This is a genomic window from Egibacteraceae bacterium, from assembly GCA_035540635.1.
Classification (GTDB): domain Bacteria; phylum Actinomycetota; class Nitriliruptoria; order Euzebyales; family Egibacteraceae; genus DATLGH01.
Genome location: DATLGH010000011.1, coordinates 23,205 through 47,676 on the forward strand (window position 1 = coordinate 23,205; position 24,472 = coordinate 47,676).

The 24,472-nt window shown below is 73.1% G+C and carries 23 protein-coding genes; 20 read left to right on the plus strand and 3 right to left on the minus strand.

All coding sequences use genetic code 11. The features are described 5' to 3' along the window. Nucleotides 1–115: 115 nt before the first annotated feature. On the plus strand, nucleotides 116–775 hold the full coding sequence (nucS, locus tag VM324_02160) for an endonuclease NucS (GenBank protein HVL98079.1): 660 nt from the start codon (nucleotides 116–118) through the stop codon (nucleotides 773–775). On the opposite strand, the gene VM324_02165 is transcribed toward nucS, so the two are convergent. After that, nucleotides 772–1,503: a dihydrofolate reductase family protein gene (locus VM324_02165; protein HVL98080.1), complete on the minus strand. Its 732-nt coding sequence runs from the start codon at nucleotides 1,501–1,503 to the stop codon at nucleotides 772–774. The two genes, nucS and VM324_02165, sit on opposite strands and share 4 nt — an antisense overlap. A gap of 70 nt (nucleotides 1,504–1,573) precedes the next feature. Here VM324_02165 and VM324_02170 point away from each other — a divergent pair, with 70 nt between their 5' ends. From VM324_02170 to VM324_02215, 10 genes are all read left to right on the plus strand, one after another. Further along, nucleotides 1,574–2,509: an A/G-specific adenine glycosylase gene (locus VM324_02170; GenBank protein ID HVL98081.1), complete on the plus strand. Its 936-nt coding sequence runs from the start codon at nucleotides 1,574–1,576 to the stop codon at nucleotides 2,507–2,509. Between the two features lie 33 nt (nucleotides 2,510–2,542). Continuing rightward, the gene (locus VM324_02175; GenBank protein ID HVL98082.1) at nucleotides 2,543–3,691 is read left to right on the plus strand and encodes a YihY/virulence factor BrkB family protein; all 1,149 of its coding nucleotides are present in this window, start codon (nucleotides 2,543–2,545) and stop codon (nucleotides 3,689–3,691) included. Nucleotides 3,692–3,800: 109 nt separating this feature from the next. Further along, the gene (gene mbhE, locus VM324_02180; protein HVL98083.1) at nucleotides 3,801–6,200 is read left to right on the plus strand and encodes a hydrogen gas-evolving membrane-bound hydrogenase subunit E; all 2,400 of its coding nucleotides are present in this window, start codon (nucleotides 3,801–3,803) and stop codon (nucleotides 6,198–6,200) included. Beyond that, nucleotides 6,197–6,640 carry an MnhB domain-containing protein gene (locus VM324_02185; protein HVL98084.1) on the plus strand — a complete coding sequence of 148 codons (444 nt, stop codon included), beginning with the start codon at nucleotides 6,197–6,199 and terminating at the stop codon, nucleotides 6,638–6,640. Before mbhE ends, VM324_02185 begins: the two co-directional genes overlap by 4 nt. After that, nucleotides 6,637–7,065 (plus strand): Na(+)/H(+) antiporter subunit C, encoded by a 429-nt coding sequence (locus tag VM324_02190; protein HVL98085.1) that lies wholly within the window; start codon nucleotides 6,637–6,639, stop codon nucleotides 7,063–7,065. Before VM324_02185 ends, VM324_02190 begins: the two co-directional genes overlap by 4 nt. After that, a complete protein-coding gene (locus tag VM324_02195) occupies nucleotides 7,062–8,582 on the plus strand; it encodes a proton-conducting transporter membrane subunit (protein ID HVL98086.1) in 1,521 nt (506 codons plus the stop codon). The genes VM324_02190 and VM324_02195 overlap by 4 nt, the downstream gene beginning before the upstream one ends. Then, complete coding sequence (locus VM324_02200; GenBank protein HVL98087.1) at nucleotides 8,579–9,184, plus strand: Na+/H+ antiporter subunit E; 606 nt, start codon at nucleotides 8,579–8,581, stop codon at nucleotides 9,182–9,184. The genes VM324_02195 and VM324_02200 overlap by 4 nt, the downstream gene beginning before the upstream one ends. Beyond that, on the plus strand, nucleotides 9,181–9,441 hold the full coding sequence (locus VM324_02205; GenBank protein HVL98088.1) for a monovalent cation/H+ antiporter complex subunit F: 261 nt from the start codon (nucleotides 9,181–9,183) through the stop codon (nucleotides 9,439–9,441). Before VM324_02200 ends, VM324_02205 begins: the two co-directional genes overlap by 4 nt. Nucleotides 9,442–9,484: 43 nt before the next feature. Further along, nucleotides 9,485–9,865 (plus strand): monovalent cation/H(+) antiporter subunit G, encoded by a 381-nt coding sequence (mnhG, locus tag VM324_02210; GenBank protein HVL98089.1) that lies wholly within the window; start codon nucleotides 9,485–9,487, stop codon nucleotides 9,863–9,865. Between the two features lie 93 nt (nucleotides 9,866–9,958). Next, on the plus strand, nucleotides 9,959–12,610 hold the full coding sequence (locus VM324_02215; protein ID HVL98090.1) for an HAD-IC family P-type ATPase: 2,652 nt from the start codon (nucleotides 9,959–9,961) through the stop codon (nucleotides 12,608–12,610). 9 nt (nucleotides 12,611–12,619) lie between these two features. Here VM324_02215 and VM324_02220 read toward each other — a convergent pair whose 3' ends face one another. Beyond that, a complete protein-coding gene (locus VM324_02220) occupies nucleotides 12,620–14,320 on the minus strand; it encodes an EAL domain-containing protein (GenBank protein ID HVL98091.1) in 1,701 nt (566 codons plus the stop codon). Nucleotides 14,321–14,473: 153 nt separating this feature from the next. Here VM324_02220 and radA point away from each other — a divergent pair, with 153 nt between their 5' ends. The 9 genes from radA (at nucleotide 14,474) to sigH (ending at nucleotide 22,974) form a co-directional block, all read left to right on the plus strand. Continuing rightward, nucleotides 14,474–15,838 (plus strand): DNA repair protein RadA, encoded by a 1,365-nt coding sequence (radA, locus tag VM324_02225; GenBank protein HVL98092.1) that lies wholly within the window; start codon nucleotides 14,474–14,476, stop codon nucleotides 15,836–15,838. Between the two features lie 30 nt (nucleotides 15,839–15,868). After that, nucleotides 15,869–16,939, plus strand: a complete 1,071-nt coding sequence (disA, locus tag VM324_02230) for a DNA integrity scanning diadenylate cyclase DisA (GenBank protein ID HVL98093.1) — start codon at nucleotides 15,869–15,871, stop codon at nucleotides 16,937–16,939. 224 nt (nucleotides 16,940–17,163) lie between these two features. Then, complete coding sequence (locus VM324_02235; GenBank protein HVL98094.1) at nucleotides 17,164–17,646, plus strand: CarD family transcriptional regulator; 483 nt, start codon at nucleotides 17,164–17,166, stop codon at nucleotides 17,644–17,646. Nucleotides 17,647–17,712: 66 nt separating this feature from the next. Further along, on the plus strand, nucleotides 17,713–18,840 hold the full coding sequence (locus VM324_02240; GenBank protein ID HVL98095.1) for a PIN domain-containing protein: 1,128 nt from the start codon (nucleotides 17,713–17,715) through the stop codon (nucleotides 18,838–18,840). Continuing rightward, nucleotides 18,837–19,547, plus strand: coding sequence for a 2-C-methyl-D-erythritol 4-phosphate cytidylyltransferase (gene ispD, locus VM324_02245; GenBank protein ID HVL98096.1), 711 nt, complete (start codon nucleotides 18,837–18,839; stop codon nucleotides 19,545–19,547). Before VM324_02240 ends, ispD begins: the two co-directional genes overlap by 4 nt. Further along, nucleotides 19,544–20,035: a 2-C-methyl-D-erythritol 2,4-cyclodiphosphate synthase gene (ispF, locus tag VM324_02250; GenBank protein HVL98097.1), complete on the plus strand. Its 492-nt coding sequence runs from the start codon at nucleotides 19,544–19,546 to the stop codon at nucleotides 20,033–20,035. The genes ispD and ispF overlap by 4 nt, the downstream gene beginning before the upstream one ends. 12 nt (nucleotides 20,036–20,047) lie before the next feature. Then, on the plus strand, nucleotides 20,048–21,463 hold the full coding sequence (cysS, locus tag VM324_02255; GenBank protein ID HVL98098.1) for a cysteine--tRNA ligase: 1,416 nt from the start codon (nucleotides 20,048–20,050) through the stop codon (nucleotides 21,461–21,463). A 2-nt stretch (nucleotides 21,464–21,465) separates the two neighbouring features. Next, a complete protein-coding gene (rlmB, locus tag VM324_02260; GenBank protein HVL98099.1) occupies nucleotides 21,466–22,203 on the plus strand; it encodes a 23S rRNA (guanosine(2251)-2'-O)-methyltransferase RlmB in 738 nt (245 codons plus the stop codon). Between the two features lie 111 nt (nucleotides 22,204–22,314). Further along, complete coding sequence (gene sigH / locus VM324_02265) at nucleotides 22,315–22,974, plus strand: RNA polymerase sporulation sigma factor SigH (GenBank protein HVL98100.1); 660 nt, start codon at nucleotides 22,315–22,317, stop codon at nucleotides 22,972–22,974. Nucleotides 22,975–22,977: 3 nt separating this feature from the next. Here the strand turns inward: sigH and VM324_02270 are convergent. After that, the coding region (locus VM324_02270) for a cobyric acid synthase (protein ID HVL98101.1) at nucleotides 22,978–24,472 on the minus strand (1,495 nt) is incomplete at its 5' end.

The following is a 24,472-nucleotide window of genomic DNA, read 5'->3' on the forward strand; positions in this document are numbered from 1 at the left end:
CCGGTCGCGCATGCGTCGGCGCGGACACTTTGCCGAGCTCCCCGGTGGGTAACCGTCCGCGATAGGCGCTGGCGGTGCAGTGAAGTGTCCGCGATAGCCCTAGCCTGTGTCGCCAATGCGCCTTGTGATCGCCCGCTGCGCCGTCGACTATGCGGGACGCCTCTCCGCGCACCTGCCGCCGGCGGTGCGGCTGATCATGGTGAAGGCCGACGGGTGCGTGGCGGTGCACGCCGACGGGGGCGCGTACAAGCCCCTGAACTGGATGAACGCCCCGAACACGCTCGTCGAGGAGCCGGGGTCCTGGACGGTCGCCAACCCGAAGGGCGAGACCCTCGTCATCACGCTCGAGGAGGTGCTGTCTGACGTCACCTGCCACCTCGGTGAGGATCCCGGTCTGAAGAAGGACGGCGTCGAGGCGCACCTGCAGGAGCTGCTCGCGAGCCACCCCACCGCCCTGGGGGCCGACCTCACGCTCGTCCGCCGCGAGTACCCCACCGACCTGGGGCCGGTCGACCTGCTCTGCCGCGACGCCGACGGCAACGCCGTCGCGGTCGAGATCAAGCGTCGTGGCGAGATCGACGGCGTCGAGCAGCTGAGCCGCTACCTCGAGCGCCTCGAACGCGACCCGCTGCTCCGTCCCGTGCGGGGACTGCTCGCGGCGCAGCAGATCAAGCCCCAGGCCCGCGTGCTCGCGCACTCGCGCGGCATCGGGTGCGTCGAGGTGGACTACGACGCCCTGCGGGGCCTCGAATCCGACGAGCTCCGGCTCTTCTAGCTGGGGACGACGGCGTAGCGGGTGTAGAGCTCGCTGTCCTGCTCGTAGAGGCCGATCAGCTCGAGGTCGCCGGGACGTGCGAGGTTGCCGAGGATGCGCGGCCCGCGACCGATGAGGCGGGGGGAGAGGGTCAGGCAGAGCTCATCGACGAGCCCGGCGTCGAACAGCGAGTCGTTGAGGACCGGGCCGCCCTCGCAGAGCAGGGAGGCAAGCCCGAGCTCCTCGCGCAGCGCCGCCACCCCGTGGACGGGGTCGACCGCGTCGTCCCCGGCGACGACGACCCGTCCCGCGCGCTCAGCCGCGCGCCGCCGGTCGGCGGGGGCCGCGCTGCAGGTCAGGACGACCGTGGCCACCTCGGCCTCGGTGAACATCGGCGTGGTGAAGTCGATGTCGAGCGAGCGGCTCACCACCACGATCGGCGCCGCACGCGGCCGGCCGTCGGCCACCCGGCGCTCGCGCAGTCGCGCGGACAGGCGGTGGGGGCCGTAGCCCTCGACCCGGACGGTCCCCGCCCCGACCAGGATCGCATCGGCGAGTGCGCGCAACGCGCGGAAGATCTCGTGGTCACCGGTCCCCCCGAGTCGACCGGTGCGCCCCTCCTCGTCGGTTGCGGCGCCGTCGACGCTCGCGACCATGTTCACCCGCAGCAGCGGCGCGTGGGGGTCGCCCGGCCGGTACGCGTCGTACGGGTCGACCTCGTCGAAGGCGGTTGGCAGCAGCTGGCGCATGAAGGGCAACGCTACCCGGTGGGCCGAGGCGGGCTTGCGGGGGCCCCCTGCCTCTGCCAGCCTCCCGACCATGACCTCGTCCCCGTCCGACAGCGGCGTCGTCGTCCTCGAGGGCCGCCCGCTCCGGTTTCAGCGCCTGCTCCAGGCCTGGCACCACTCCGAGAGCCGCCCGCTGCCCTGGCGCGACACGCACGATCCCTACCGCATCCTCGTAAGCGAGATCATGCTCCAGCAGACGCAGGTGGACCGGGTGGAGCCGGTCTACCACGCGTTCCTGCGCCGTTTCCCCGACATCCAGACCCTCGCGTCTTCTCCCCTCGCCGACGTCGTCCGTGCATGGCAGGGCCTGGGGTACAACCGGCGCGCGGTCAGCCTCCACCGGGCGGCCCGCGCCGTCGTCGAGCGTCACGGCGGTCGCGTCCCCTTCGACCTCCTGAGCCTGCGTGCCCTGCCCGGCGTCGGCGACTACACCGCGCGGGCCGTGCTCGCCTTCGCGTTCGGGCAGGACGTCGGCCCGGTCGACGTGAACGTCGCGCGGGTCCTCGCGCGGGCTGCCGCCGGCCGCGCCCTCAGACGAAGCGAGGTCCAGCACCTCGCGGACACGCTCGTCCCGCCGGGGCAGGCCGCGACGTGGACGGCGGGCCTCATGGACCTCGGCGCCCGCTACTGCACCGCCCGTGCGCCGCGCTGTCCGGCCTGCCCGGTGGCGGCCGCGTGCGCCTGGAGGACCGACGGCGGTCCGGACGCGGGTGGGCTCTGCGACCCCGCAGCGACGACCGCCGTCCGCACCCGCGCCCAGCAGCCCTTCGCCGGCTCGGACCGCTACCACCGGGGACGGCTCGTCGAGACGCTCCGGCGCGGCCCGGTGGAGTGCGACGCGCTCCCCGACGCCGCCGACCTCGACGACACCGGCCGGCTCGCCGCCCTGACCCGTTCCCTGGTCGACGACGGCCTCGCCGAGTGGAACGACGGGTCGTTGCGCCTGCCCACTGACAGCGGAGCCTAAAGCGGGCAGCGAGCGGGGAGACTCCCGCTCGCCATGACGAGCGAGATCTCGCTGCGCGGGGCGCCCGTGCCCCCCGAAGACCCGACCGACCTCACCGTCGAGGACTACAAGGCGGCGCTCGAGTCCACCGTCGAGGAGATCAAGCGCGACGACGTACCCTCGCTCGCGGCCGGGGTGGCGTTCAAGATCTTCCTGTCGCTGTTCCCCGCGCTCCTCGCCGGGGTTGCGGTCTTCAGCATCGTCACCACCCCCGCGGACCTCCTCCGCCTCTTCGGCTACCTCTCCGGGATCCTGCCCGCGGAGGCGCTCAGCCTGCTCGAGGAGCCGCTGGTGAACCTGGCCGAAGGCGGGGGCGCCAGCGCCGGCGGTGTGGCGGCCGCCGGTGTGCTCGCCGGACTGTGGGCGGCCACCTCCGCCGCGGTGACGCTCGTCAAGGCTCTCAGCCGCGCGTACGACGTCGAGGAGAGTCGCAAGTTCGTCGCGCAGCGGCTCGTCGCGCTCGCCATCACCCTCGCGCTCTTCCTCACCATCGTCGGTCTCATCGTGCTCGTCGTCGCGGGCCGGCCGATCCAGGAGGCGCTCGTGCCCCCGCAGTTCGGTGCGGTAGCCGGTGTGCTGCTCGGCATCGCCCGAGTAGCGGTCGCCATCGTCCTGCTCGTGATGCTGTTCGCCTTCGTCTACTGGATCGGGCCGGACCGCGAGCGCCCCGAGTGGGCATGGCTCAGCCCCGGCGCGGTCGTCGGCGTGATCGGGTGGCTCGTGCTGTCGGGCGCCTTCACCCTCTACGTGCGGCTGGCCGGCGACTACGACGCCACGTACGGGGCGCTCGGCGGGGTCATCGTCCTGCTGCTGTGGCTGCAGCTGTCGATGGCCATGCTGCTGATCGGCGCCGAGCTCAACCGCGAGATCGAGCGCATCCACGACATCAAGGCCGCGGTCGCTGAGGGCGCGGGGTTCGCGCTCGCCGAACCCCTGAGCGAGGCGGCCAGCCAGGCGCCCGACCCCGGTGCCAGCCTCGTCTTGCCGGCCGTTCCTCCTCCCGCAGCCGGCGATCCCCCACCCGGGCTCGAGCGGCGGAGCCGGAACGGCGCAGGTGGCGTGGCGCGCGTCGGGATGGCTGCCGCAGCCGTGGTGAGGACCCTGGCGGTGAGCAGGCGCCGCCGGCGTGCGCGCACGCGGTGACGGCCGGGTTCGTGGTCGCGGTCACCCGGGCGGTAGCCTCCGGAGGGCTCACCACCGGCCTCGGCCGCGTGAGTGACCCAACCGCGACGACCTGACCCCCGGAGCGTTCGTGCTGTTCGCCCTGCTGGGCCTCCACGCGCTACTCGCCGTGGTGGCTCCCCTCCTGGCCCGCCGCCTGGGTCGTGGGGTCTTCCTCATGTGCGCTCTGGCCCCGGCGGCCACGACGGCCTACGGGGCGGCGCACGCGCCGGCGGTGCTCGCCGGCGGCGAGCTGCGCGAGACCCTCGCCTGGGCGCCGTCCCTCGGCGTTTCCGGTGACCTGCGCCTCGACGCGTTCGCGCTGCTCATGCTCGCCCTCGTCTCGGGCATCGGCACGCTGATCTTCCTCTACGCCTACGGCTACTTCTCCACCCCCCGCGGGGACCTCGGCAAGTTCGCGGCCACCCTCACCGGCTTCGCCGGCTCCATGCTCGGCCTCGTCCTCGCCGACAACCTCCTCTTCCTGTTCGTCTTCTGGGAGCTCACGTCGATCACGAGCTACCTCCTCATCGGCTTCGAGGACCGCAAGGCCCCCGCGCGGGACGCCGCCCTCCAGGCCCTTCTCACGACCGGTGCCGGCGGTCTGGCGCTGCTCGGCGGTGTCGTGCTCATCGGCGAGGCCGCGGGCACCTACAGCCTGTCGGCGGTGCTCGCCCAACCCCCGAGCGGTCCGCTCGTCACCGCCGGGCTCGTCTGCTGCCTGCTCGGCGCGTTCACGAAGTCCGCGCAGGTGCCGTTCCACACGTGGCTCCCAGGAGCGATGGCCGCGCCGACGCCGGTGAGCGCCTACCTGCACTCCGCCACCATGGTCAAGGCCGGCGTGTACCTCGTCGCTCGCTTCGGTCCGGCCTTCGCCACGGATCCGGCCTGGCGCCCGCTCGTCATCACCGTGGGCGTCCTCACCATGCTCGTCGGCGCCTACCGGGCGCTGCGCCAGCACGACCTCAAGCTGCTGCTCGCCTACGGGACGGTCAGCCAGCTCGGGTTCATGATGGTGCTGTTCGGTGTCGGCACCGCCAAAGCCACCTTCGCTGGCACGGCACTGCTGCTCGCCCACGGCGTGTTCAAGGCCGCGCTGTTCATGGTCGTCGGCATCGTCGACCACGAGGCCCACACCCGCGACCTGCGCCGGCTCAACCGCCTGTACCGCGGGATGCCCGCCACCTTCGCCGTGGCGGCGGTGGCCGCCGCCTCGATGGCGGGCCTGCCTCCGCTGCTCGGCTTCATCTCCAAGGAGGCGGCCTTCGAGGCGTTCGTTCGGGCAGGCTTCGGCCCCCTCGGCGTACCGGCCCTGGTCGGGGTGGTCATCGGCTCGATCCTCACCTTCGCCTACAGCGCCCGGTTCCTGTGGGGGGGCTTCGGGCCCGCGCAGGGCGAGGACCTCGTCGGCCCGCGCGTGCACCGCCCGCCCTGGTACTTCCTCGCACCCGCCGCTGTTCTCGGCCTGCTGACCGTCGCGCTCGGTCTCGTGCCGGAGCCGGCTGACCCGCTCGTGAACCAGGGCGCGGTCGCGCTGGACCCACGGTGGACGCCCGAGGCCCTCGCGCTGTGGCACGGCCCGACGATGGCCCTCTGGCTGTCGGCCGTCGTCGTCGGTGTGGGCCTCGGCTTGTTCCTCGCCCGGCGCACCGTGGAACGTGTGCAGCAGCTGCTGCCCCCCCTGCCGGGATCGAAGGAGGCCTACGAGGCGAGCGTGCGCGGCCTGCTGCGCAGCGCGAGGACCGTCACCGGCATCGTCCAGAACGGCTCGCTGCCGATCTATCTCGCGGTCATCAGCCTGACGCTCGTGATCCTGCCCGGCAGCGCCCTCGTGAACGTGCTGCGCCTCCCGGGCGCGCCCGCGTGGGCGGCCAACCCCGCACAGGGCCTCGTCGCCGTCCTCGTGATCGCCGCCGCCATCGGCGCGGTTGCCGCCGAGCGCCGGTTCGCCGCCGTGCTCATGCTCGGCGCCGCCGGCTACGGCGTCGCGCTGCTGTTCGTCATCCACGGGGCACCTGACCTGGCCCTCACGCAGGTGCTGGTGGAGACGCTGTCCATCGTCGTGTTCGTGCTCGTCCTGCGCCACCTCCCCGCCCGCTTCGGTCGCCCGGGCGGCCCGTTCGGCGCCCGCCTGCGCGCCCTCGTCGCCGGCATGGTGGGGCTCTTCATGTTCGCCTTCGCCCTCGTCGCGGCCGGTGCCCGCAGTGGTGTCGAGGCGCCGCCCGTCTCCGCGGAGTACCTGGCCCGATCGCTGCCCGAGGGCTCGGGACGCAACGTCGTCAACGTCATCCTCGTCGACTTCCGCGCACTGGACACCCTCGGGGAGATCGTCGTGCTCCTCGTCGCCGCCGTAGGGATCATGGCGCTCGTCTCCGCCGGTCGCCGCGACGCGGCAGCCGAGGCCGACCCTGCTGACGAGCAGGCACGCCGCAAGGCCCGCGACCAGCAGGCCGAGGAGCCGAGCGTCGGAGCGCGGGAGGTCGGCCCGTGAAGTCGCTGATCCTGGAGACCGGCACCCGCGCGGTCTTTCACACCATTCTCGTCTTCAGCGTGTTCCTGCTGTTCGCCGGCCACAACTCCCCCGGCGGGGGCTTCATCGGCGGACTGGTCGCCGGGGCCGCCCTGGTGCTGCGCTACGTCGCGTACGGAGCCCAGGACGTGCACCGGCTGGTCCCCCTCGCCCCCGAGGCGATCCTGGGGGTCGGCGTCCTCCTCGCGGCGGGCACCGGCGTGGGCGGCCTGCTGCTCGGCGGCGACTTCCTCGAGGCGGGCTACCTGTTCCGCCGCGAGCTGCCGCTGCTCGACACCGTTGCGCTGCACAGCGCGGTGATCTTCGACATCGGGGTCTTCTGCGTGGTGGTGGGCCTCGTGCTGGGGCTCGTCGCAAGCCTCGGTGCGGAGCGCTACAACCCGGAAGGCGGGTCCCGGTGAACCTCGCGCTCGCCGCCACCGTCGCGACGCTCTACGCCGTCGGGACCTACCTCCTGCTGCAGCGCACGCTGACACGCATCGTCATCGGCCTCGCGATGATGGGCCACGGCGCGAACCTGCTCCTGCTCATGGCCGGCGGCGACCCGGGGGTGCCCCCCCTCATCACCGCCGACCAGCCACCCGCCGCGGCGGCCGACCCGCTCCCGCAGGCGCTCGCACTGACCGCCATCGTCATCACCTTCGGCGTGATCGCCTTCCTGCTGGCCCTCGCCTACCGCAGCTGGGTCGTCACCCACGACGACACCGTCGAGGACGACGTGGAGGACCGCCGCATCGCCGCCCGTGACGTGGAGGACCGCCGCATCGCCGCCCGTGACGAGGAGGACCGCCGCATCGCCGCCCGTGACGAGGAGGCCCGCCGGTGAGCGTGCTGCCGGCAACGGTCTTCGTCCCCCTCCTCGGCGCCGCGGTGGCCCTCGTGGCCCATCGCCACATGCAGATCCAGCGGGTGGTGTCCGTCGCGACGGTGGCGGCGACGCTCGCGGCCTGCGTCGCTGCGCTCGTGCGGGCGGAGGGGCAGGGCACCCTCGTCGCGACGCTCGGAGGCTGGCCGGCGCCCTTCGGCATCGTCCTCGTGGGCGACGTCTTCAGCACCCTGCTCCTCGCCGTGTCGATGGCCACGGTCCTCGGGGTGCTGCTCTTCGCACTCGGCCAGCTCGAGCCCCACGTCGAGGCGCGCTACTTCCACCCCCTCTACCTCGTGCTCGCCGCGGGCGTGAGCGCCTCGTTTCTCACCGGCGACCTCTTCAACCTCTTCGTCGCGTTCGAGGTCATGCTCATCGCGAGCTACGCCCTGCTGACGTTGGGCGGCGCCCGCTCAGACGTGCGGCCCGCCATGACCTACGTGGTCGTGAGCCTGCTGTCCTCGACGCTGTTCATCACCGCCGTCGGTCTGATCTACGCCGCAACCGGGACGGTCAACCTGGCGGACCTGGCCGGGCGCATGGCGCAGGTGCCGGCCGGCCTCCAGCTCGCGTTCTCCTTGCTGCTGCTCGTCGTCTTCGGGATCAAGGCGGCGATCTTCCCGCTGTTCTTCTGGCTGCCCGACAGCTACCCCACAGCCCCGACCGCGGTGACCGCCGTCTTCGCGGGCCTGCTCACCAAGGTCGGCGTCTACGCCATCATCCGTACGCAGACCATCCTCTTCGGCGGCGTCAACACCGGCCCGGACACCCTCCTGCTGTTCATCGCCGGGGCGACGATGCTCGTCGGGGTCCTCGGAGCGATCGCGCAGGATGACGTCAAGCGCATCCTGAGCTTCCACATCGTGAGCCAGATCGGCTACATGCTGCTCGGCCTCGGCCTGTTCACCGCCGCCGGACTGGCCGGCGCCACGCTGTTCATCGCGCACCAGATCCCCGTCAAGACCTCGCTCTTCCTCGTCGGCGGCATGGTGGAGAAGGTCACCGGGACCGGGGCGCTGCGCCGGCTCGGCGGCCTGGTCCGACGCATGCCCGTCGCCGGCGTCCTGTGGATGCTCGCTGCCCTGTCCCTGGCGGGCCTCCCGCCGTTCAGCGGGTTCTTCGGCAAGCTCGCCCTCGTCCAGGCGGGGTTCGCCGCCGAGCGCTACGTCATCGTCGGCGTGGCGCTGTTCGGCAGCGTCCTCACGCTCTTCTCCATGATCAAGATCTGGAACGGCGCGTTCTGGGGAGTCCCCGACGAGGATCCGCCGCTCGAGTCCGCTCGCGGTGAGGGGCGCCTGCGGGCGCCGGTCATGATGACCGGGGCCGCCGTGGGCCTCGTGGGCCTGACCCTCGGGATCGCCGTCGCCGCCGAGCCGCTGTGGAGCCTGTCGCAACGCGCCGGCGCCGAGCTCGCGGACCGTCAGGTCTACGTCGACTCCGTCCTCGGGCCGCCTGGTGTGGCGCGGGAGGGCGGATGATGCGCGGCCGGCTGCTCTTCGTCGCGTGGCTGCTGGTGGTGTGGCTCGCGCTCTGGGGGGACCTGAGCGTGGCCAACGTCCTGTCCGGCGTGGTGGTGAGCGTGGCGCTCGTCCTGCTGTTCCCCCATGCGGGCCCGACCGCCACCGGCCCGATACGACCGCTGCCGACGCTCGTGTTCCTCGGCTACTTCCTCTACAAGCTCTTCGAGGCCAGCGTCGTGGTCGCCTGGGAGGTCATCACCCCACGCAACGAGGACGTGAACCTCGGGATCGTCGCCATTCCCGTCACCGGGGCGTCCCCCGCGGTGACCACGATCGTGGCCAACGCCGTCTCCCTCGTCCCCGGCACACTCACCCTGGAGGTCCAGAGGGACCCGACGGTGCTGTTCGTCCACGTGCTCCACCTGCGGGAGATCGAGGCCGTCCGTCGGGACGTGATGCACCTGGAAATGCTCGCCCTGAGCGCGTTCGGGAGCAAGGAGGCCCTGGCCAACGCCATGGGGCTCGTCGAGGCGCGCAAGGACGGGTCCGCCGTCGTCGCGGAGAGCCCGGGCGATCCCTCCGTCCCGGAGGACGGGCACGGGCCGGAGGGGCGCGCATGACCACCGTCGTCGACATCGGCCTGCTCCTCATCGGCGCATCGGCCAGCCTCTGCGTGCTTGCGGTCCTGCGCCGTCGTTCCCTGGCCGACCGCATCGTCGCGCTCGAGACCCTGCTCATCACCGTCGTGAGCGGGGTCGCCCTGCTCACGATGCGCACGGGCAACACCGCCTTCCTGCCCGTGCTCGTCGTCGTTGCGGTCGTCGGCTTCACAGGTGCCGTGACGGTGGCCCGCTTCATAGAACGGCGCGGCGCGTGAGCGCCGCGGAGCGTGGCGTGCAGCCACGGGAACGGCGCGGCGCGTGAGCGCCGCGGAGGTGCCGCTCGCCCTGCTCGTGCTCACGGGGGCCGGCCTCACGCTGCTCGCGACCGTGGGCCTGCACCGGTTCCCCGACGTGTTCGCCCGGATGCACGCTGCGACGAAGTCCGCGACCCTCGGCCTGCTGCTCGTCCTCCTCGCCACCGCGTTGGCGCTCGCCGACGCAGTCGCCACCTCGAAGATCGCGCTCGTTGCCGTCCTCCAGTTCGTCACCGCACCCGTGGCCGCCCACATGATCGGGCGCGCCGCCTACCGGGCGGGTACCGAGCTCAGCCCCGAGACGCAGATCGACGAGCTCGGGGAGGCGGGGGTGCTTCCCCCGCTGCCCTCCTCGCCCGAGCCGCCGGGGGCCACGCCTTCCTGACGCCGCGCTCCCGGGCGCTTGCCACTCGCGTGCAGCAATGCTCCGTGGCCCGGGCGGGTAGGCATCTCTCGTCCGGCCCACGAGGGAAGCACCATGGCGCAGACGGAGCAGGACCGCCCACGCGCGGGCGCGGGCGACTGGCACGCTTTCGACCCCGGCGAGGTCACGGAGCTGCTCGGGGTCGAAGAGCGGGGGCTGTCCTCCTCGGAGGCCGCAGAGCGGCTGGAGCGAAGCGGCCCGAACGAGCTCGAGGGGGAGGAGCCACCGAGCTCGGCCGAGATCCTCCTCGACCAGTTCCGCAGCCCGCTGATCGCCATCCTCCTCGTCGCCGCGGTGGTCACCGCGGCGCTCGGCGAGTACGTCGACATGGGTGTCATCGCCGCGGTGCTCGTCCTCAACGCCGCCATCGGGTTCGTACAGGAGCGCCGCGCGGAGCGTTCCATCCAGGCGCTCATGCAGCTCGCCGCGCCCTCGGCCCTCGTGGTCCGCGACGGCGAGGAGGTCGAGGTGGTGGCTCGCGAACTCGTGCCCGGCGACCTCGTCATCCTGCGGGCGGGGGATCGGGTCCCCGCCGACGTGCGGCTGCTCGCCACCACAGGACTGGACGTCGACGAGTCGCTGCTCACCGGCGAGTCCACCAGCGTGTCGAAGCAGACCGAGCCGGTGGAAGCCGACGCCGTCGTCGCCGAGCGGACGTGCATGGCCTTCATGGGGTCGAACGTGGCGGGGGGGCGCGGCCGCGGCGTGGTCGTGGCCACCGGCATGGACACCGAGCTCGGGTCCATCGCCGAGCAGGTGCACGGCGAGGAGGAGCCCGAGACGCCGCTGCAACAGCGCATGCGCCGGTTCGCCAACCTCATCGGCGTCGCCGTCGTGCTGTCGGCGGCGCTCGCCGCCGCCGTCGGTTTCGTGCTCGGCTTCTCCCTCGACGAGGTCGTCCTCGTCGCCGTGGCCCTCGCCGTGTCCGCTGTTCCCGAGGGGCTGCCGGTCGCGTTCACCGTCGCCCTCGCTCTCGGTGTGCGGCGCATGGCCGCCCGGGAGGCGGTCATCCGCAGGCTCCCGGCGGTGGAGACCCTCGGGTCCACGACGGTCATCGGGTCGGACAAGACCGGCACGCTCACCGCCAACGAGATGACCGTCGAGGAGGTCTGGGCCGCCGGGCGGCGCGTGGACCTGCGCGAGGACGGGGAACCCGAGCTGGACGAGCCGCTGCGTCTGACCCTTCTCGCCGGGGTGCTCACCAACCAGGCGTCGTGGAAGACGGACGGCGACGACGACCGGGTTGAGGGCGACGCGACCGAGGTCGCACTCCTGCGCTCCGCGGCCCGGTGCGGCGTCGACCCGGCGCGCGCGCGTGCCGACCACCAGGTGGACGCCGACCGGCCGTTCGAGGCGACGCGGAAGTTCTCCGCGACCGCGTGCACCGACGCCGAGGGGCGCCACCTCCTCTTCGTCAAGGGCGCGCCGGAGACGGTGCTCGAGATGTCCGACGACCAGCTGACCGCGGACGGTCCCACCGGCCTCGACGCCGACGCCGTGCACGCGGAGATGGAGCGCATGGCGGACGACGGGCTGCGGGTCCTGGCCATGGGTTACACGACGCTCGAGGAGCCGCCGTCGCGGGACGCGGAGCTCGAGCCTTCCCGGCTCACGTTCCTCGGCCTGCAGGGGATGATGGATCCGCCGCGGGAGGGCGTGGCGGATGCCATCGCCGGGTGCCGGGAGGCCGGCATCCGCGTCGTCATGATCACCGGCGACCACGCGCGCACCGCCCGGGCGATCGGCGCGGAGCTCGGGATGGCGGCCGACGACGACGCGGTCCTGACAGGTGCCGAGATCGAGGGGATGGACGACGCCGCGCTGCGCGACCTTGTGACCGAAGTGGCGATCTACGCGCGTGTGAGCCCCGAGCACAAGCTCCGCATCGTGCACGCCCTTCAGGAGCACGGGCATGTCGCCGCGGTGACGGGAGACGGCGTGAACGACGCCCCGGCGCTCAAGGCCGCGGAGATCGGCATCGCCATGGGCCGCAGCGGCACCGATGTCGCGAAGGAGTCGGCGGACATGGTCCTGACCGACGACGACTTCCGGTCCATCTACGCCGCGGTCGAGGAGGGCCGCGTCACGTTCGACAACGTCCGCAAGGTGACGTTCTTCCTCGTCGCCACCGGAGCGGCCGAGGTGCTCGCGATCTTCACCGGCCTCCTCACGGGCCTGCCGCTGGTCCTGCTCCCGGCGCAGCTGCTGTGGCTCAACCTCGTCACGAACGGGCTGCAGGACGTCGCCCTCGCGTTCGAACCGGGGGAGAAGGGGGCGTTGCGCCGCGCGCCCCGCAAACTCTCCGAGGGCGTGTTGTCGCGCACGCTCTGGGAGCGTGTCGCCGTCGTCGGCGTCGTCATGGCGGCGCTCACCGTCGGGCTGTTCGCCTGGACCTACGGCGAGAACGGCGACCTCACCCAGGCGCGCTCGGCCGCCCTCACCGCCCTCGTGGTGTTCACCGCCGTGCAGGTCCTGAACTCCCGCGCCGAGCACGCGTCGGTCTTCTCGATGAACCCGGTGGCGAACCGTTTCCTCACCGTGGCGCAGATCGGGGCGCTCGGGGTCCACGCCGTTGCGCTGCACCTGCCGTTCACGCAGTTCGTCCTGCGCGTGGAGCCGATCCCGCTCGCCGCGTGGGGGCGCATCGTGCTGCTGTCACTCGCCGTGGTCGTGGCCAACGAGCTCCACAAGCTCGCCCGGCGGTGAGGCACGCGCCTACGTGCGTGGGTACGGGGCGCGGGCGATCAGCTGTGGGGCGGTCTGGTCAACCAGTGGCGGTGGCGCCGGCCGGGCGAGGTGGAACCCCTGCGCGTAGTGCACACCGAGTTCCTTGAGCTTGGTCAGCTCCTGCTGGCCCTCGACGCCCTCGGCGACGATGCGGATCCCGGTCTGGTCGGCGAACGCGACGAGCGATTCCGCGAGGGACTGCCGCACGGGGTCGATGTGGATGTCGCGCGTGAGCGTGATGTCGAGCTTCATGATGTCGGGGCTGAGCCGGAGGATGTGGCGCAGGCTCGCGAAGCCGGCCCCGGCGTCGTCCACGGCCAGCCGCACCCCCTGGGAGCGCAGGCGGGCGACGGCCCCCGTGAGCCGCCGATAGTCCGCCACGGCGGCGTGCTCGGTCACCTCCACGACTACCCTGTAGGCGTCGACGTCCGCCAGAGCACGCGCGAGGCGCTCGTCGACGAGCAGATCAGGTGAGACGTTGACGCTCAGGTCGACGCCCGGCGGCAGGTCGGGCAGCATGCGCAGCGCCGCGTTGACCGCCGCGAGCTCCAGCTCGCGCCCCAACCCGCATGCCGCGGCCTCAGCGAACCACACGTCGGGACCCTGCCGGGGCTCCGTCGCGAACCGGGCGAGCGCCTCGGCCCCGACGATCCGGCCCGATGCGAGCTCGTAGACCGGCTGGAGCACCATGTCGGGTCCTCCCGCGGCCAGCACGTCCCTGATGCGGCGGCACACCGCCGGATCGACCGGCCGCTCATCGGCTCCTGCGTGGAGGGCGGCAAGGTGGAGCTCCTGTGCCAACCGCTCGGCCAGCCCGCGCTCGTGGCGGCGGAGGGTGCGGAAGGTGCCCACGAACTCCGTGAGGAGTCCCATCGCGGGGACGAGGAACTGCGCCGCCCGGAAGGGGGTGCTCGCCCACCACGCCGCGTCGAAGAGACTCCCGGCACCGACGGTCAACCCGAGGTCACCGACGAGGAGCACCAGACCGACCGCCACCCAGGCCTGCGGGCATGAGGGGTGGCGCAGGACCACCACCACGAGCAGCACGCTGACGACCGCGGCGGACGCGAGCAGCATCGCGGTCGCGCCCCGGTACATGGGGGTGAACGTTCCCTCACCGGTCACGAGCTCGGGCACGGGCGGCAACGGCAGGTCCCACACCGCCGCGCCGATCGAGACGCCGAAGCCGACCGTCAGCCAATGCCGCCACCTCGCCGACCCGCCCCGGCCGGCCCAGAGGGCGCCCGCGACGAACGTCGGCAGGGCGGCGTGCCAGATGAGGTAGAGCCTGCCCGAGCCGCTCGGTGTCGTGCCGAAGACGTCGTGCACGGCAAAGCCAGAGAGCGTGAACCCCTGGGCCAGCATGGCGACGGCGGCGAGCGCGAAGCCGGCACCCAGCCAGCGAAGGCGGTTGTCGTCGAGCACGGACGCCCGCGCGTAGAGCAGGTAGGCGACCAGCCCTCCGGCCGCCACCGCGAACGCATAGAGGACGGGCACCGCGAGCACGCCCGCAGCGACCCTCTCGGGCCACATCCTCCCGGCGACGTACACCACGCCGGCCAGCAGGGTCGGCACGGCCAGCACCCGCTGGACGAGCCGGCCCTCCCCGACAAGGACCCCGGCGGTGTCCTCGAACCGCAGGAGCTCCCGCGGGCGCGTGCCAGAGCGGTCTTCAGCGCCCAGGTCCAAGAAGCCTCCGCCGTCAGTGGTGATCACGAAAGGCCAGCGGCCATCCGTATCGTTCCGTCTGCACCAAATCTACGGTTTGGGGCGGCATTCGACAACTCCTCAGCCTGCCCCCGCATCGGACGGCGTGTCACTGCGCGGCCGTAGGCTCCCGGAATGGGCAGGGTGCGGATCCGGGCTCGCTGCGAGCAGTGCGCCCACATCGAGGCCAAGTGGCTCGGCCAGTGCCCGGGCTGCCGGGCCTGGGGGAGCATGGTCGAGGAGGCGGCGCCGCGACAGCAGGCCGGGCGCCCGGACACCCCGCGCGCCACCGGCCCCCCACGGCGTCCGGCGCGGCCGATCCGCGACGTGCCCCTCGATGCGGAGCAGTGCACGCCCACGGGGCTCGGCGAGCTCGACCGGGTCCTCGGCGGAGGCTTCGTGCCAGGCTCCGTGACCCTGTTCGGCGGGGAGCCCGGGGCCGGCAAGTCCACCCTCCTGCTGCAGGCCGCCGACGCGCTCGCGCGGTCGGGCCGCAGCGTGCTGTACGTGTCCGCCGAGGAGTCCGCCGTGCAGGTGCGGCTCCGCGCCGAGCGCCTGGGGACCCTTTCGGAGCGGCTGCTGCTCGCGAGCGAGACCGACCTCGACGTCGTCATCGGCCTCGTAGAGGCGCACGGGCCCGACGTGCTGCTCGTCGACTCCGTGCAGACCATCCGCGACCCGGACACGCCGGGTGGCGCGGGCGGGGTGAGCCAGGTCCGCGAGTGCGCCGCCGCGCTCACCCGCTGCGCGAAGCAGCGGGGCATGGCCTGCGTGCTGGTCGGCCACGTGACGAAGGACGGCCAGCTCGCCGGCCCGCGCGTCCTCGAGCACATCGTCGACACGGTCTGCGACCTCGACGGCGACCGCCACCACGCCCTGCGGCTGCTCCGCGCGACGAAGAACCGCTTCGGTCCCGTGGGCGAGGTCGGCTGCTTCGAGATGACCGCCCGGGGCATGGTCGGCATCGCCGACGCCGGGCGGCTGTTCGTGGGCGAGGCGGTGGACGGTATCCCCGGCGTGGCGGTCACGCTCGCGCTCGAGGGGCGCCGGCCGTTGGCCTGCGAGGTGCAGGCGCTGACCGCGCCGACGAGCCAGGTCAACCCCCGCCGTGTCGCGAGCGGCCTGGACGGGGCCCGCCTGAGCCTTCTCGTGGCCGTGCTCGACCGCCGCGCGAACGTCCCACTGCGCAACCACGACGTCTACGCGTCGAGCGTGGGCGGCGTGCGCCTGTCCGAGCCGGCGGTCGACCTCGCGCTCTGCCTCGCCCTTACGTCCGCGGCCACCAACCGTGCGGTCCCCCGCGACCTCGTCGCCGTCGGGGAGGTCGGCCTCGCCGGCGAGCTGCGCCTCGTCGCGCAGACCGAGCGGCGCCTCGCCGAGGCGGCAAGGCTCGGCTTCCGCAGTGCCGTTTTGCCCGCTGCGTATGATGGGGGTGCCTTCGGCCTCCGGCTGCATCGGGCGCGTGACCTCGTCCAGGCCGTTGCGGCCGGGCTCGGCTGAGGGAGTACCGAGAGGGAGGAAGAGGCCAGATTGGCGCCGCCGCGGGACGACCGGATGCTCGCCGTGCTGCAGAAGGTCGCGCCCGGGACCGCCCTGCGGGAGGGCATCGACCGGATCATCCGCGCCGGCAAGGGCGCCATCATCGTGCTCGGCAACACCGCGCAGGTGGACGCGCTCGTGTCCGGCGGTTTCAGGATGGACACGAAGTTCACCGCCCAGCGTCTGTCCGAGATCGCGAAGATGGACGGGGCGATCGTGCTCGACGAGGACGTCGAGCGCATCATCTACGCCAACGTCCACCTCGTGCCCGACCCGAGCATCCCGACGGCGGAGACCGGCACCCGTCACCGCACCGCGGAGCGCGTCGCCCGCCAGACGAGCAAGCCGGTCATCAGCGTCAGCGAGTCCATGCGCACCGTCACCCTCTACATCGACTCGGCGAAGCAGTCGCTCGAGGAAATCAGCTCCATCCTGTTCCGCGCGAACCAGGCTCTCGCGACGCTGGAGCGCTACCGCACCCGCCTCGACGAGGTCTCGAGCGCGCTCTCGGCGCTGGAGATCGAGAACGTCGTGAGCCTGCGCGACGCGCTCACCGTCGTCCAGCGCGCCGAGATGGTCCGTCGCATCTCCGACGAGATCGAGGCGTACGTCGCCGAGCTCGGCACCGACGGCCGGCTCCTGCAGCTGCAGCTCGACGAGCTCATGGCGGGAGTGCAGAGCGAACGCGTGCTCGTGGTCCGCGACTACATGCCTGACCGCCGTCGCCGGATGGAGACCGTCCTCGCGGCGCTCGACCAGGTGCCCCCCCAGGAGCTGCTCGACCTCGAGAACCTCGCGCGGGTGATCGGCTTCGACATCGGCGAGGACGGTATCGACCAGGCGCTCCAGCCGCGCGGCTACCGCCTGCTGTCGCGCATACCGCGCCTGCCCGACCGCACCATCGACCGGCTCGTGCTGCGCTTCGGCAACCTGCCGCGGCTCATGGAGGCGAGCCTCGCCGACCTCGACGACGTGGAGGGGATCGGCGAAACCCGCGCCAGGACCATCCGTGAGGGCCTCACCCGCCTGGCCGAATCGTCGATCCTCGAGCGCTACACGTAGCCCTCGACGGTCCAAGCGGCGCCTGCCCGTCGCGCCCTCCGGCGCACCGCACCTGTCCGGCGGTAGACGCAACCCCCGATCGGGGGTGGCCAAGAAGGCGCTGACCAGCGGCTTTGCCTTTTGGGCGCTCCGTCATCTGTGATACGGTCGATGCCCTCCACGAGTCGCGCCGTCCGACGCCCGCCATCCGGGCGACGGGAAGAGCGCCGGGAAGGACTGCCCGCATGAGCTACCGCGTTGGTGACACAGTCGTGTACCCGCACCACGGTGCGGCGATCATCGAAAAGCGCGAGAAGCGCAACCTCCAGGGGGAGGAGCGCGACTACCTCGTGCTGCGCCTCACCTACGGAGACCTGACGCTCATGGTGCCCGCCGACGCCACCGACGAGGTGGGCCTGCGCAGCGTCGTGAACAAGAAGCAGGTCGAGGAGGTCCTCGACGTGCTGAAGAGGCGTGACGGGTCGATGCCCACGAACTGGTCCCGGCGGTTCAAGGCCAACTACGAGAAGCTGCGCTCCGGCGACATCTTCCAGGTCGCCGAGGTCGTGCGGAACCTCGCCCTGCGCGAGCGCGACAAGGGCTTGTCGGCGGGGGAGAAGCGCATGCTCACCAAGTCGAAGCAGATCCTCATCTCCGAGCTCGCCGCGGCGATCAAGAAGACCGACGAGCAGGCCGAAGCTCTCATCGACGAGGTGCTCGCCAGCTAGCCCGCGCGGCGCAGCACCCGAGCCGCCCGCCTCCCGCGGGCGGTCGCCGGCGATGCTGGAGCCGCTGTGCCCGACGCTGCACCTGCCCGCAGGGGCGGGACCGTCCTCGTCGAGCTTGTCCGCCTCGCCGTGGTCGTGCTCGCCACCGCCACGGCCTTCGAGCTGTCGGCGTTGATCGAGCCGCTGCGCTCCCTGCGCGCGGCCCCCGAGGCCCCGCTGGCGGTCACCGTGCTCGGCGCGGGCTTCGGCTACGTCGCGGGCGGGGTCTTCGGACGCTTCGCCCTGGGCCGAATCGACGCCGCCGAGCGCAGCCTCCACTCGCTGTCTGCCGGTGAGCTGCTCGCCGCAGCACTCGGCGGCTGCGCCGGACTCGCCCTCACCCCCGCGTTCGCCTGGCCCCTGCTGCTGTTCGACAACCGCACGGTGACGGTGCCGCTCGCCGCGCTCGCCGCCCTGCTGCTCGCCGGCACCGGTGTCCGCGTCGGCGCGGGGCGCGGCGGGGACCTGCTGCGCTTCCTCGGCGCGAGCGGAAGGCTCGAGGTCACCACGCCGAGCCACGGTTCGGGCGCGAAGCTCGTCGACACCTCCGCCCTCGTCGACGGACGCCTCGTCGACGTGTGCCGCTCGGGCTTTCTCGAGGGAACCCTCGTCGTCCCGCGCTTTGTCGTCTACGAGCTGCAGGGACTCGCCGACGCCGCCGACGAGCAGCGCAGGGCGCGTGGCAGGCGCGGTCTCGACGTCCTCGCCGCGCTCCAGCGATCGGCCGGCGTCGCGGTCGAGATGACCGACCGCGATCATCCCGATGTCGACACGGTCGACGCGAAGCTCGTCGCCATGGCCCGCGAGCGGGGCGCGCGGCTGCTGACCGTGGACAGTAACCTCGGCCGGGTCGCCGAGGTGCAGGCGGTCAAGGTGCTGAACCTCCACACGCTCGCCGAGGACCTGCGCCCCCCGGTCCTGCCCGGCGACGAGCTGTCGCTGCGGGTCGTCAAGGCCGGCAAGGAGCCCCGGCAGGGTGTGGGCTACCTCGCGGATGGCACGATGGTCGTCGTGGAGGGCGGTCGCAACCGCCAGGGCGAGCATGTGCACGCGGAGGTGACGAGCATCCTGTCGACCGGCAACGGGCGGATGGTGTTCGCCACGCTGCGCAGCGACGCGCCCCGGCTCGTCGCGCCGACCGCCGCAGAGCGGTGACCGCCCGCGCCGTCGGCCTCGTCGTCGCGGCAGGAACGGGTCAGCGCCTCGGCGCCGCGACCCGCAAGGGGTTGGTGAAGCTCGCCGGCGAGCCGCTGCTCGTCCACGCGGTACGTGCCTTCACGGCCTGCGACGCGATCGGCGAGATCGTGCTCGTCGTTGCTCCCGCCGACCTCGACGGGGCGGCGGCCGCCCTGCGCGGCGCCGGCCTCGCGGTCGGGGCCGTCGTCGCCGGTGGCGACACGCGCCAGGAGTCGGTGCGCCTCGGTCTCTCCGCGTGCCCGCCCGATGCGGAGGCGGTCGCCGTCCACGACGCCGCGCGGCCCCTCGTGAGCGCCGACCTCGTGACCCGCACCGTCCGCGCGCTCGTGGCCCCCTGGGCCGCGGTGGCGCCGGGCCTGCCCATCGTCGACACGATGAAGCTCGTCGACGCGGTCGCCGCCCCGCTCACGACCCCGGTCGCCGTCGTGCGGACCGTCGAGCGCCACGGCCTGTGGGCCGTGCAGACGCCGCAGGTGTTCGGCGCCCGGACGCTGCGGCGCGTCCACGACCGGCTCGACAGCCTCGCGACGGACGACCTCGTCCTCGTCGAGCAGGCCGGCGGGCGGGTCCGCCTCATCGAGGGCGACCGGCGCAACTTCAAGATCACCTTCCCCGAGGACCTGCTGATCGCGGAGGCGCTGCTCGCCGGGGAGCGCCTTCCGTGACGCCGGCCGTGCGGGTCGGCCAGGGCGTCGACGTCCATCCGTTGAGCGACGACCCGGCGCGGCCCCTCGTGCTCGGCGGCATGCGCATCCCCGGCGCGGCCGGTCTCGCCGGCCACTCGGATGCCGACGCCCTCCTGCACGCCGTCGTCGACGCCCTCCTCGGGGCGGCGGGGTTGGGCGACATCGGTGCGCTGTTCGGATCCGAGGACCCCGACTACGCCGGCGCGGACTCGCAGGTGTTCCTCGCCGGCGCGCTCGCGCAAGTCGTCGAGCACGGCTGGGCCGTCGGCAACGTCGACGTGACGATCGTCGCGCAACGACCCCGGCTCGCGCCCTACCGGGAGGGCATCGCGCGGTCGCTCGCCACGCTCCTCGGCGTGCCGGCCGCCGCGGTCAACGTGAAGGCGACGACGAGCGACGGTCTCGGCTTCACCGGCCGGGGAGAAGGCATCGCCTGCCTCGCGATCGTGCTCCTGGAGGCCCGTTAGGCTGTCGGGCACATGGAAGGCAGCCCGCACTCGTCGTCCCTTCGCCTGCACAACACCCTGACGCGCCGCGTGGAGGCGTTCGTCCCCCGGGAGCAGGGACGCGTCGGCATGTACGTGTGCGGCCCGACGGTCCAGGGTCCGCCGCACTTCGGGCACGCGCGCGGCGCGATCGTGACCGACGTGCTGCGCCGCCACCTCGAGTGGTCGGGCTACCGCGTCCTTCACGTGCGCAACATCACCGACGTGGAGGACAAGATCATCGCGCGCGCCGAGGCGGAGGGCCGCACCGCCGCGGAGGTGGCCGAGGACTACGCACGGGTGTGGGAGTCCCAGATCGGCGCGCTCGGCGTGCTGCCGCCGCACATCGTGCCTCGGGCGACGGGCCACATCCTCGAGATGATCGAGCTCATCGAGGAGCTCATCGAGGCGGGCGCCGCGTACGAGGCCGCAGGCGACGTGCTGTTCCGCGTCCGCGCGTTCGAGGGGTACGGCAAGCTTTCGGGCCGGCGGGTCGACGAGCTGCGCGCCGGCGCCCGCGTCGAGCCCGACGAGCGCAAGGAGGACCCGCTCGACTTCGCGCTGTGGAAGGCGGCGAAACCCGACGAGCCGTCGTGGCCCTCCCCGTGGGGTCGGGGCCGCCCCGGGTGGCACATCGAGTGCTCGGCGATGGCGGCGAAGTACCTCGGACAGGGCTTCGACCTCCACGCCGGCGGCATCGACCTCGTCTTCCCCCATCACGAGAACGAGGTCGCGCAGTCCGAGGCCGCAACGGGTGCGCCGTTCGTCCGCCACTGGCTGCACCACGGGCTGCTCAACCTCGGTGCGGAGAAGATGTCGAAGTCGGTCGGCAACATCATCTCGCTCGGGGAGGCGCTGGAGCGCTACGGACCGACCGTGCTCCGCCACTTCTATCTCGGCGCGCACTACCGCTCGCCCGTCGAGTTCAGCGAGGAGCGTCTCGACGAGGCCCGTGCCGCGTTCGACCGCTGGGCGGCGTTCGTGCGCGCGACGGCGGGGCTGCGGGGCGCGGGCGCCGCAGCCGACGCGGACCCGGCTGAGGCACAGCAGGCGCGCCGGGCGTTCCGCGCCGCCCTCGACGAAGACCTCAACACCCCGCAGGCGCACGCGGTGCTGTTCGCGCTCGTGAGCGCCGGCAACCGCCACCTCGAGATGGGTCGTCGCGCGGAGGCGGCGCGGCTCGCCGAGGTCCTCGTCGAGCTGGCGGGCGTGCTCGGCTACGGCTTCGCGCCGGCGCAGGCGGACCGCGCCGGCCTCCTCGGCGCCCTCGTCGAGGAGCTCCTGCGACTGCGGGCGCAGGCCCGGGAGCGCCGGGACTTCGCCACCGCCGACGACATCCGGGCACGGCTGGCGGGGCTCGGCGTCGTCGTCGAGGACTCGCCTGAAGGCGCCCTCTGGCACCTGTCCTGACGGTGGCCTCCTCCCGGGGTTCCGGCCAGCCGGTTGCGGTCATCCCGGGCCGGCGTCCGGTCGCCGAGGCGCTGCGCGCCGGCCGTCGGCTGCGCGAGGTCGTCGTCACCGACCCCGGTGCGGTGGCGGACCTCGCCGCCGCCGCGGGCCGCGCCGGCGTCCCCGTGCGAACCGCGTCGGCGGGCAGCCTCGACGAGCTCGCCCGGGGGGTGCGCCACCAGGGCGTCGTCGCCGTCGCTGCGGGGTTCCCCTACGTGGGGCTCCATGAGATCGGCGACCCGGACCTCGTCGTCGTGCTCGACGGCCTGAGCGACCCGCAGAACCTCGGCGCGATCGCGCGCAGCGCCGAGGCCGCCGGCGCCGGCGCGCTCGTGCTGCCGAAGCGGCGCGCGGCGCACGTCACCCCCGCCGCGGAGAAGGCCTCCGCCGGCGCCTTCAGCTGGCTGCGGGTCGCGCTCGTGCCCAACGTCGCCCGCGCCCTCGCCGACCTCGCCGACCGTGGCTACTGGTCGGTGGGTCTCGACGGGGAGGCCGACGAGGCGCTGTGGGACTCACCGCTGCTCGACGGCAGGGTCGCGCTCGTGATCGGCGCGGAGGGGGCTGGGATGTCCCGGCTCGTCACCGAGCGGGTGGACGCTCGCGTGGCCATCCCGCTGCGCGGTCGCGTCGGCTCCCTGAACGCGAGCGCCGCCGCCGCCGTGGCCCTGTTCGAGGTGACGCGCCGGCGTCGGGGAGCCTGAGCCGCGCCGTTCCCCCGGATCGTCGGCTTCCGCCCGCATCCTTCTGGCGGGACGCTCGTTGGGACCGCAAAGGCCCCATCTGCCTGCCGCCGCAGCTCGACGGAGGGACCCTTGAGACGCCGCGCGGCCCCTCTGGGGGCGGCCCCAAACTGGACGGCCGATGCCGTCGACGACCAGCTCGTCGAACGCGTCTTCACCGGGGACCACACCGCGCTCGACGAGCTGCTGGAGCGCTACCGCGGCTTCGTGCGGAGCAAGGCGCGTTCGTACTTCCTCGTCGGCGCCGACCGTGAGGACGTCATGCAGGAGGGCATGATCGGCCTCTACAAGGCGATCCGCGACTTCGACCCGGCACGCCAGGTCACCTTCCGCGCCTTCGCCGAGCTGTGCGTCACCCGCCAGATCATCACCGCGGTGAAGGCCGCCACCCGCCACAAGCATGGCCCGCTGAACACCTACGTGTCGCTGCACCTGCCGACCCACGACGACGACTCCGACCGGGAGCTGCTCGACGCGTTCGTGTCCCCTGCGGTGGATCCCGCGGAGAGCGTCGTGTCGTCCTCCGAGCTCGAGCGGCTCGAACGCTACTGCGCGCAGATCCTGTCCGACCTCGAGGCGGAGGTCCTCGAGCGCTACGTCGACGGGCAGACGTACTCGGAGATCGCCGTCGAGCTCGACCGGCACGTGAAGTCCATCGACAACGCGCTGCAGCGCATCAAGCGCAAGGTCACCGACCACGTGCACACCCGGCAGCGCCTCGCCGAGGCCTGACGCTCAGGGCGCTCCGGGCGGCACGAACGGCAGCCCGGGCGGGGCGCCGTCCTCGAGCAGCCGCAGCACGGCCGCGGTGTCGAGGTGGTCGGCCACGAGGTCGCCGAGCGCGTCGAGCCTGGCCTGCCGGACGTCCTCGAAGGCGCGCGTGCCCGGCGCCCACTCGCGGCCGCACGCCTGCGCCACCTCGGCGAGCAGGGCCCGCCGGACGCCGTCGCTCTCCAGCGCGCCGTGCCAGACCGTGCCGAGGACGGCGCCCGACCGGCAGCCCTCCCCCGGCATGAACAGCGCCTCGCCGCCGTCGACGGTGATGCGCCCGTGGTGGATCTCGTAGGCGGTGGTGACCGGGTGCGGGCCGTAGGAGCCGGTCGGCCGGCCGAGCACCTTGTCCGGGCCGAAGACCGTGCGCACCGGCAGCAGCCCCAGCCCGTCGACGGCGCCCGCCCTCGACTCGACGTCGTCCTCGATGCGGGTGCCGAGCATCTGGTAGCCGCCGCACACGCCCAGCACCGGCCGGCCCTCGGCGGCGCGCGCGGCGAGCTCCGCGTCGAGGCCGCGGGCGCGCAGCCAGGCGAGGTCCGCCACGGTGGCCCGCGTGCCGGGCAGCACGACAAGGTCAGCGTCCGCGAGCTCCTCGGGCGTGGTGGCGAAGCGCACGAGGACGCCCGGCTCGCTGCGCAGCGCGTCGACGTCGGTCCAGTTCGACAGCCGCGGCAGGCGCACGACCGAGACGCGCAGCACGTCCCGGCCGACCGGCGGCAGCGGCGCGACCGGCGCCGACAGCCCGAGGGAGTCCTCGACGTCGAGCTCGAGCCCCTCGGTCCACGGCAGCACGCCCAGCACCGGCCGCCCGGTCAGCCCGCGCAGCATGTCGAGGCCCGGCTCGAGCAGCGCGACGTCGCCGCGGAACTTGTTGACGACGAAGCCGGCCACCAGCGCCTGGTCCTCCGGCGACAGCAGCGCGAGGGTGCCGAACAGCGCCGCGAAGACGCCGCCCGGGTTGATGTCGCCCACGACGAGCACCGGCAGGTCGGCCGCGCGGGCCAGGCCCATGTTCGCGATGTCGGTGGCGCGCAGGTTGATCTCCGCCGGGGAGCCCGCGCCCTCGCAGACGACGACGTCGTAGCGGGAGCGCAGGTCCGCCAGGCACTGCAGCGACACCTCGAGCAGCGCCGCCTTGTGGTCGCGGTACGACAGCGCCGACACGTCGGCGTACGGCGTGCCCATGACCACCACCTGCGAGGTGCGGTCGCTGCCGGGCTTGAGCAGCACGGGGTTCATCGCGGCCTCGGGGGCGACGCCCGCCGCGGCCGCCTGCATGGCCTGGGCGCGGCCGATCTCGGCGCCGTCGGCGGTCACCGTGCTGTTCAGGCTCATGTTCTGCGCCTTGAACGGCGCGACGCGCACCCCCTGGCGCGCCAGCCACCGGCACAGGCCGGCCGTGACCACCGACTTGCCGGCGTCGGACGTCGTGCCCGCGACGAGCAGCGCTCCGCGC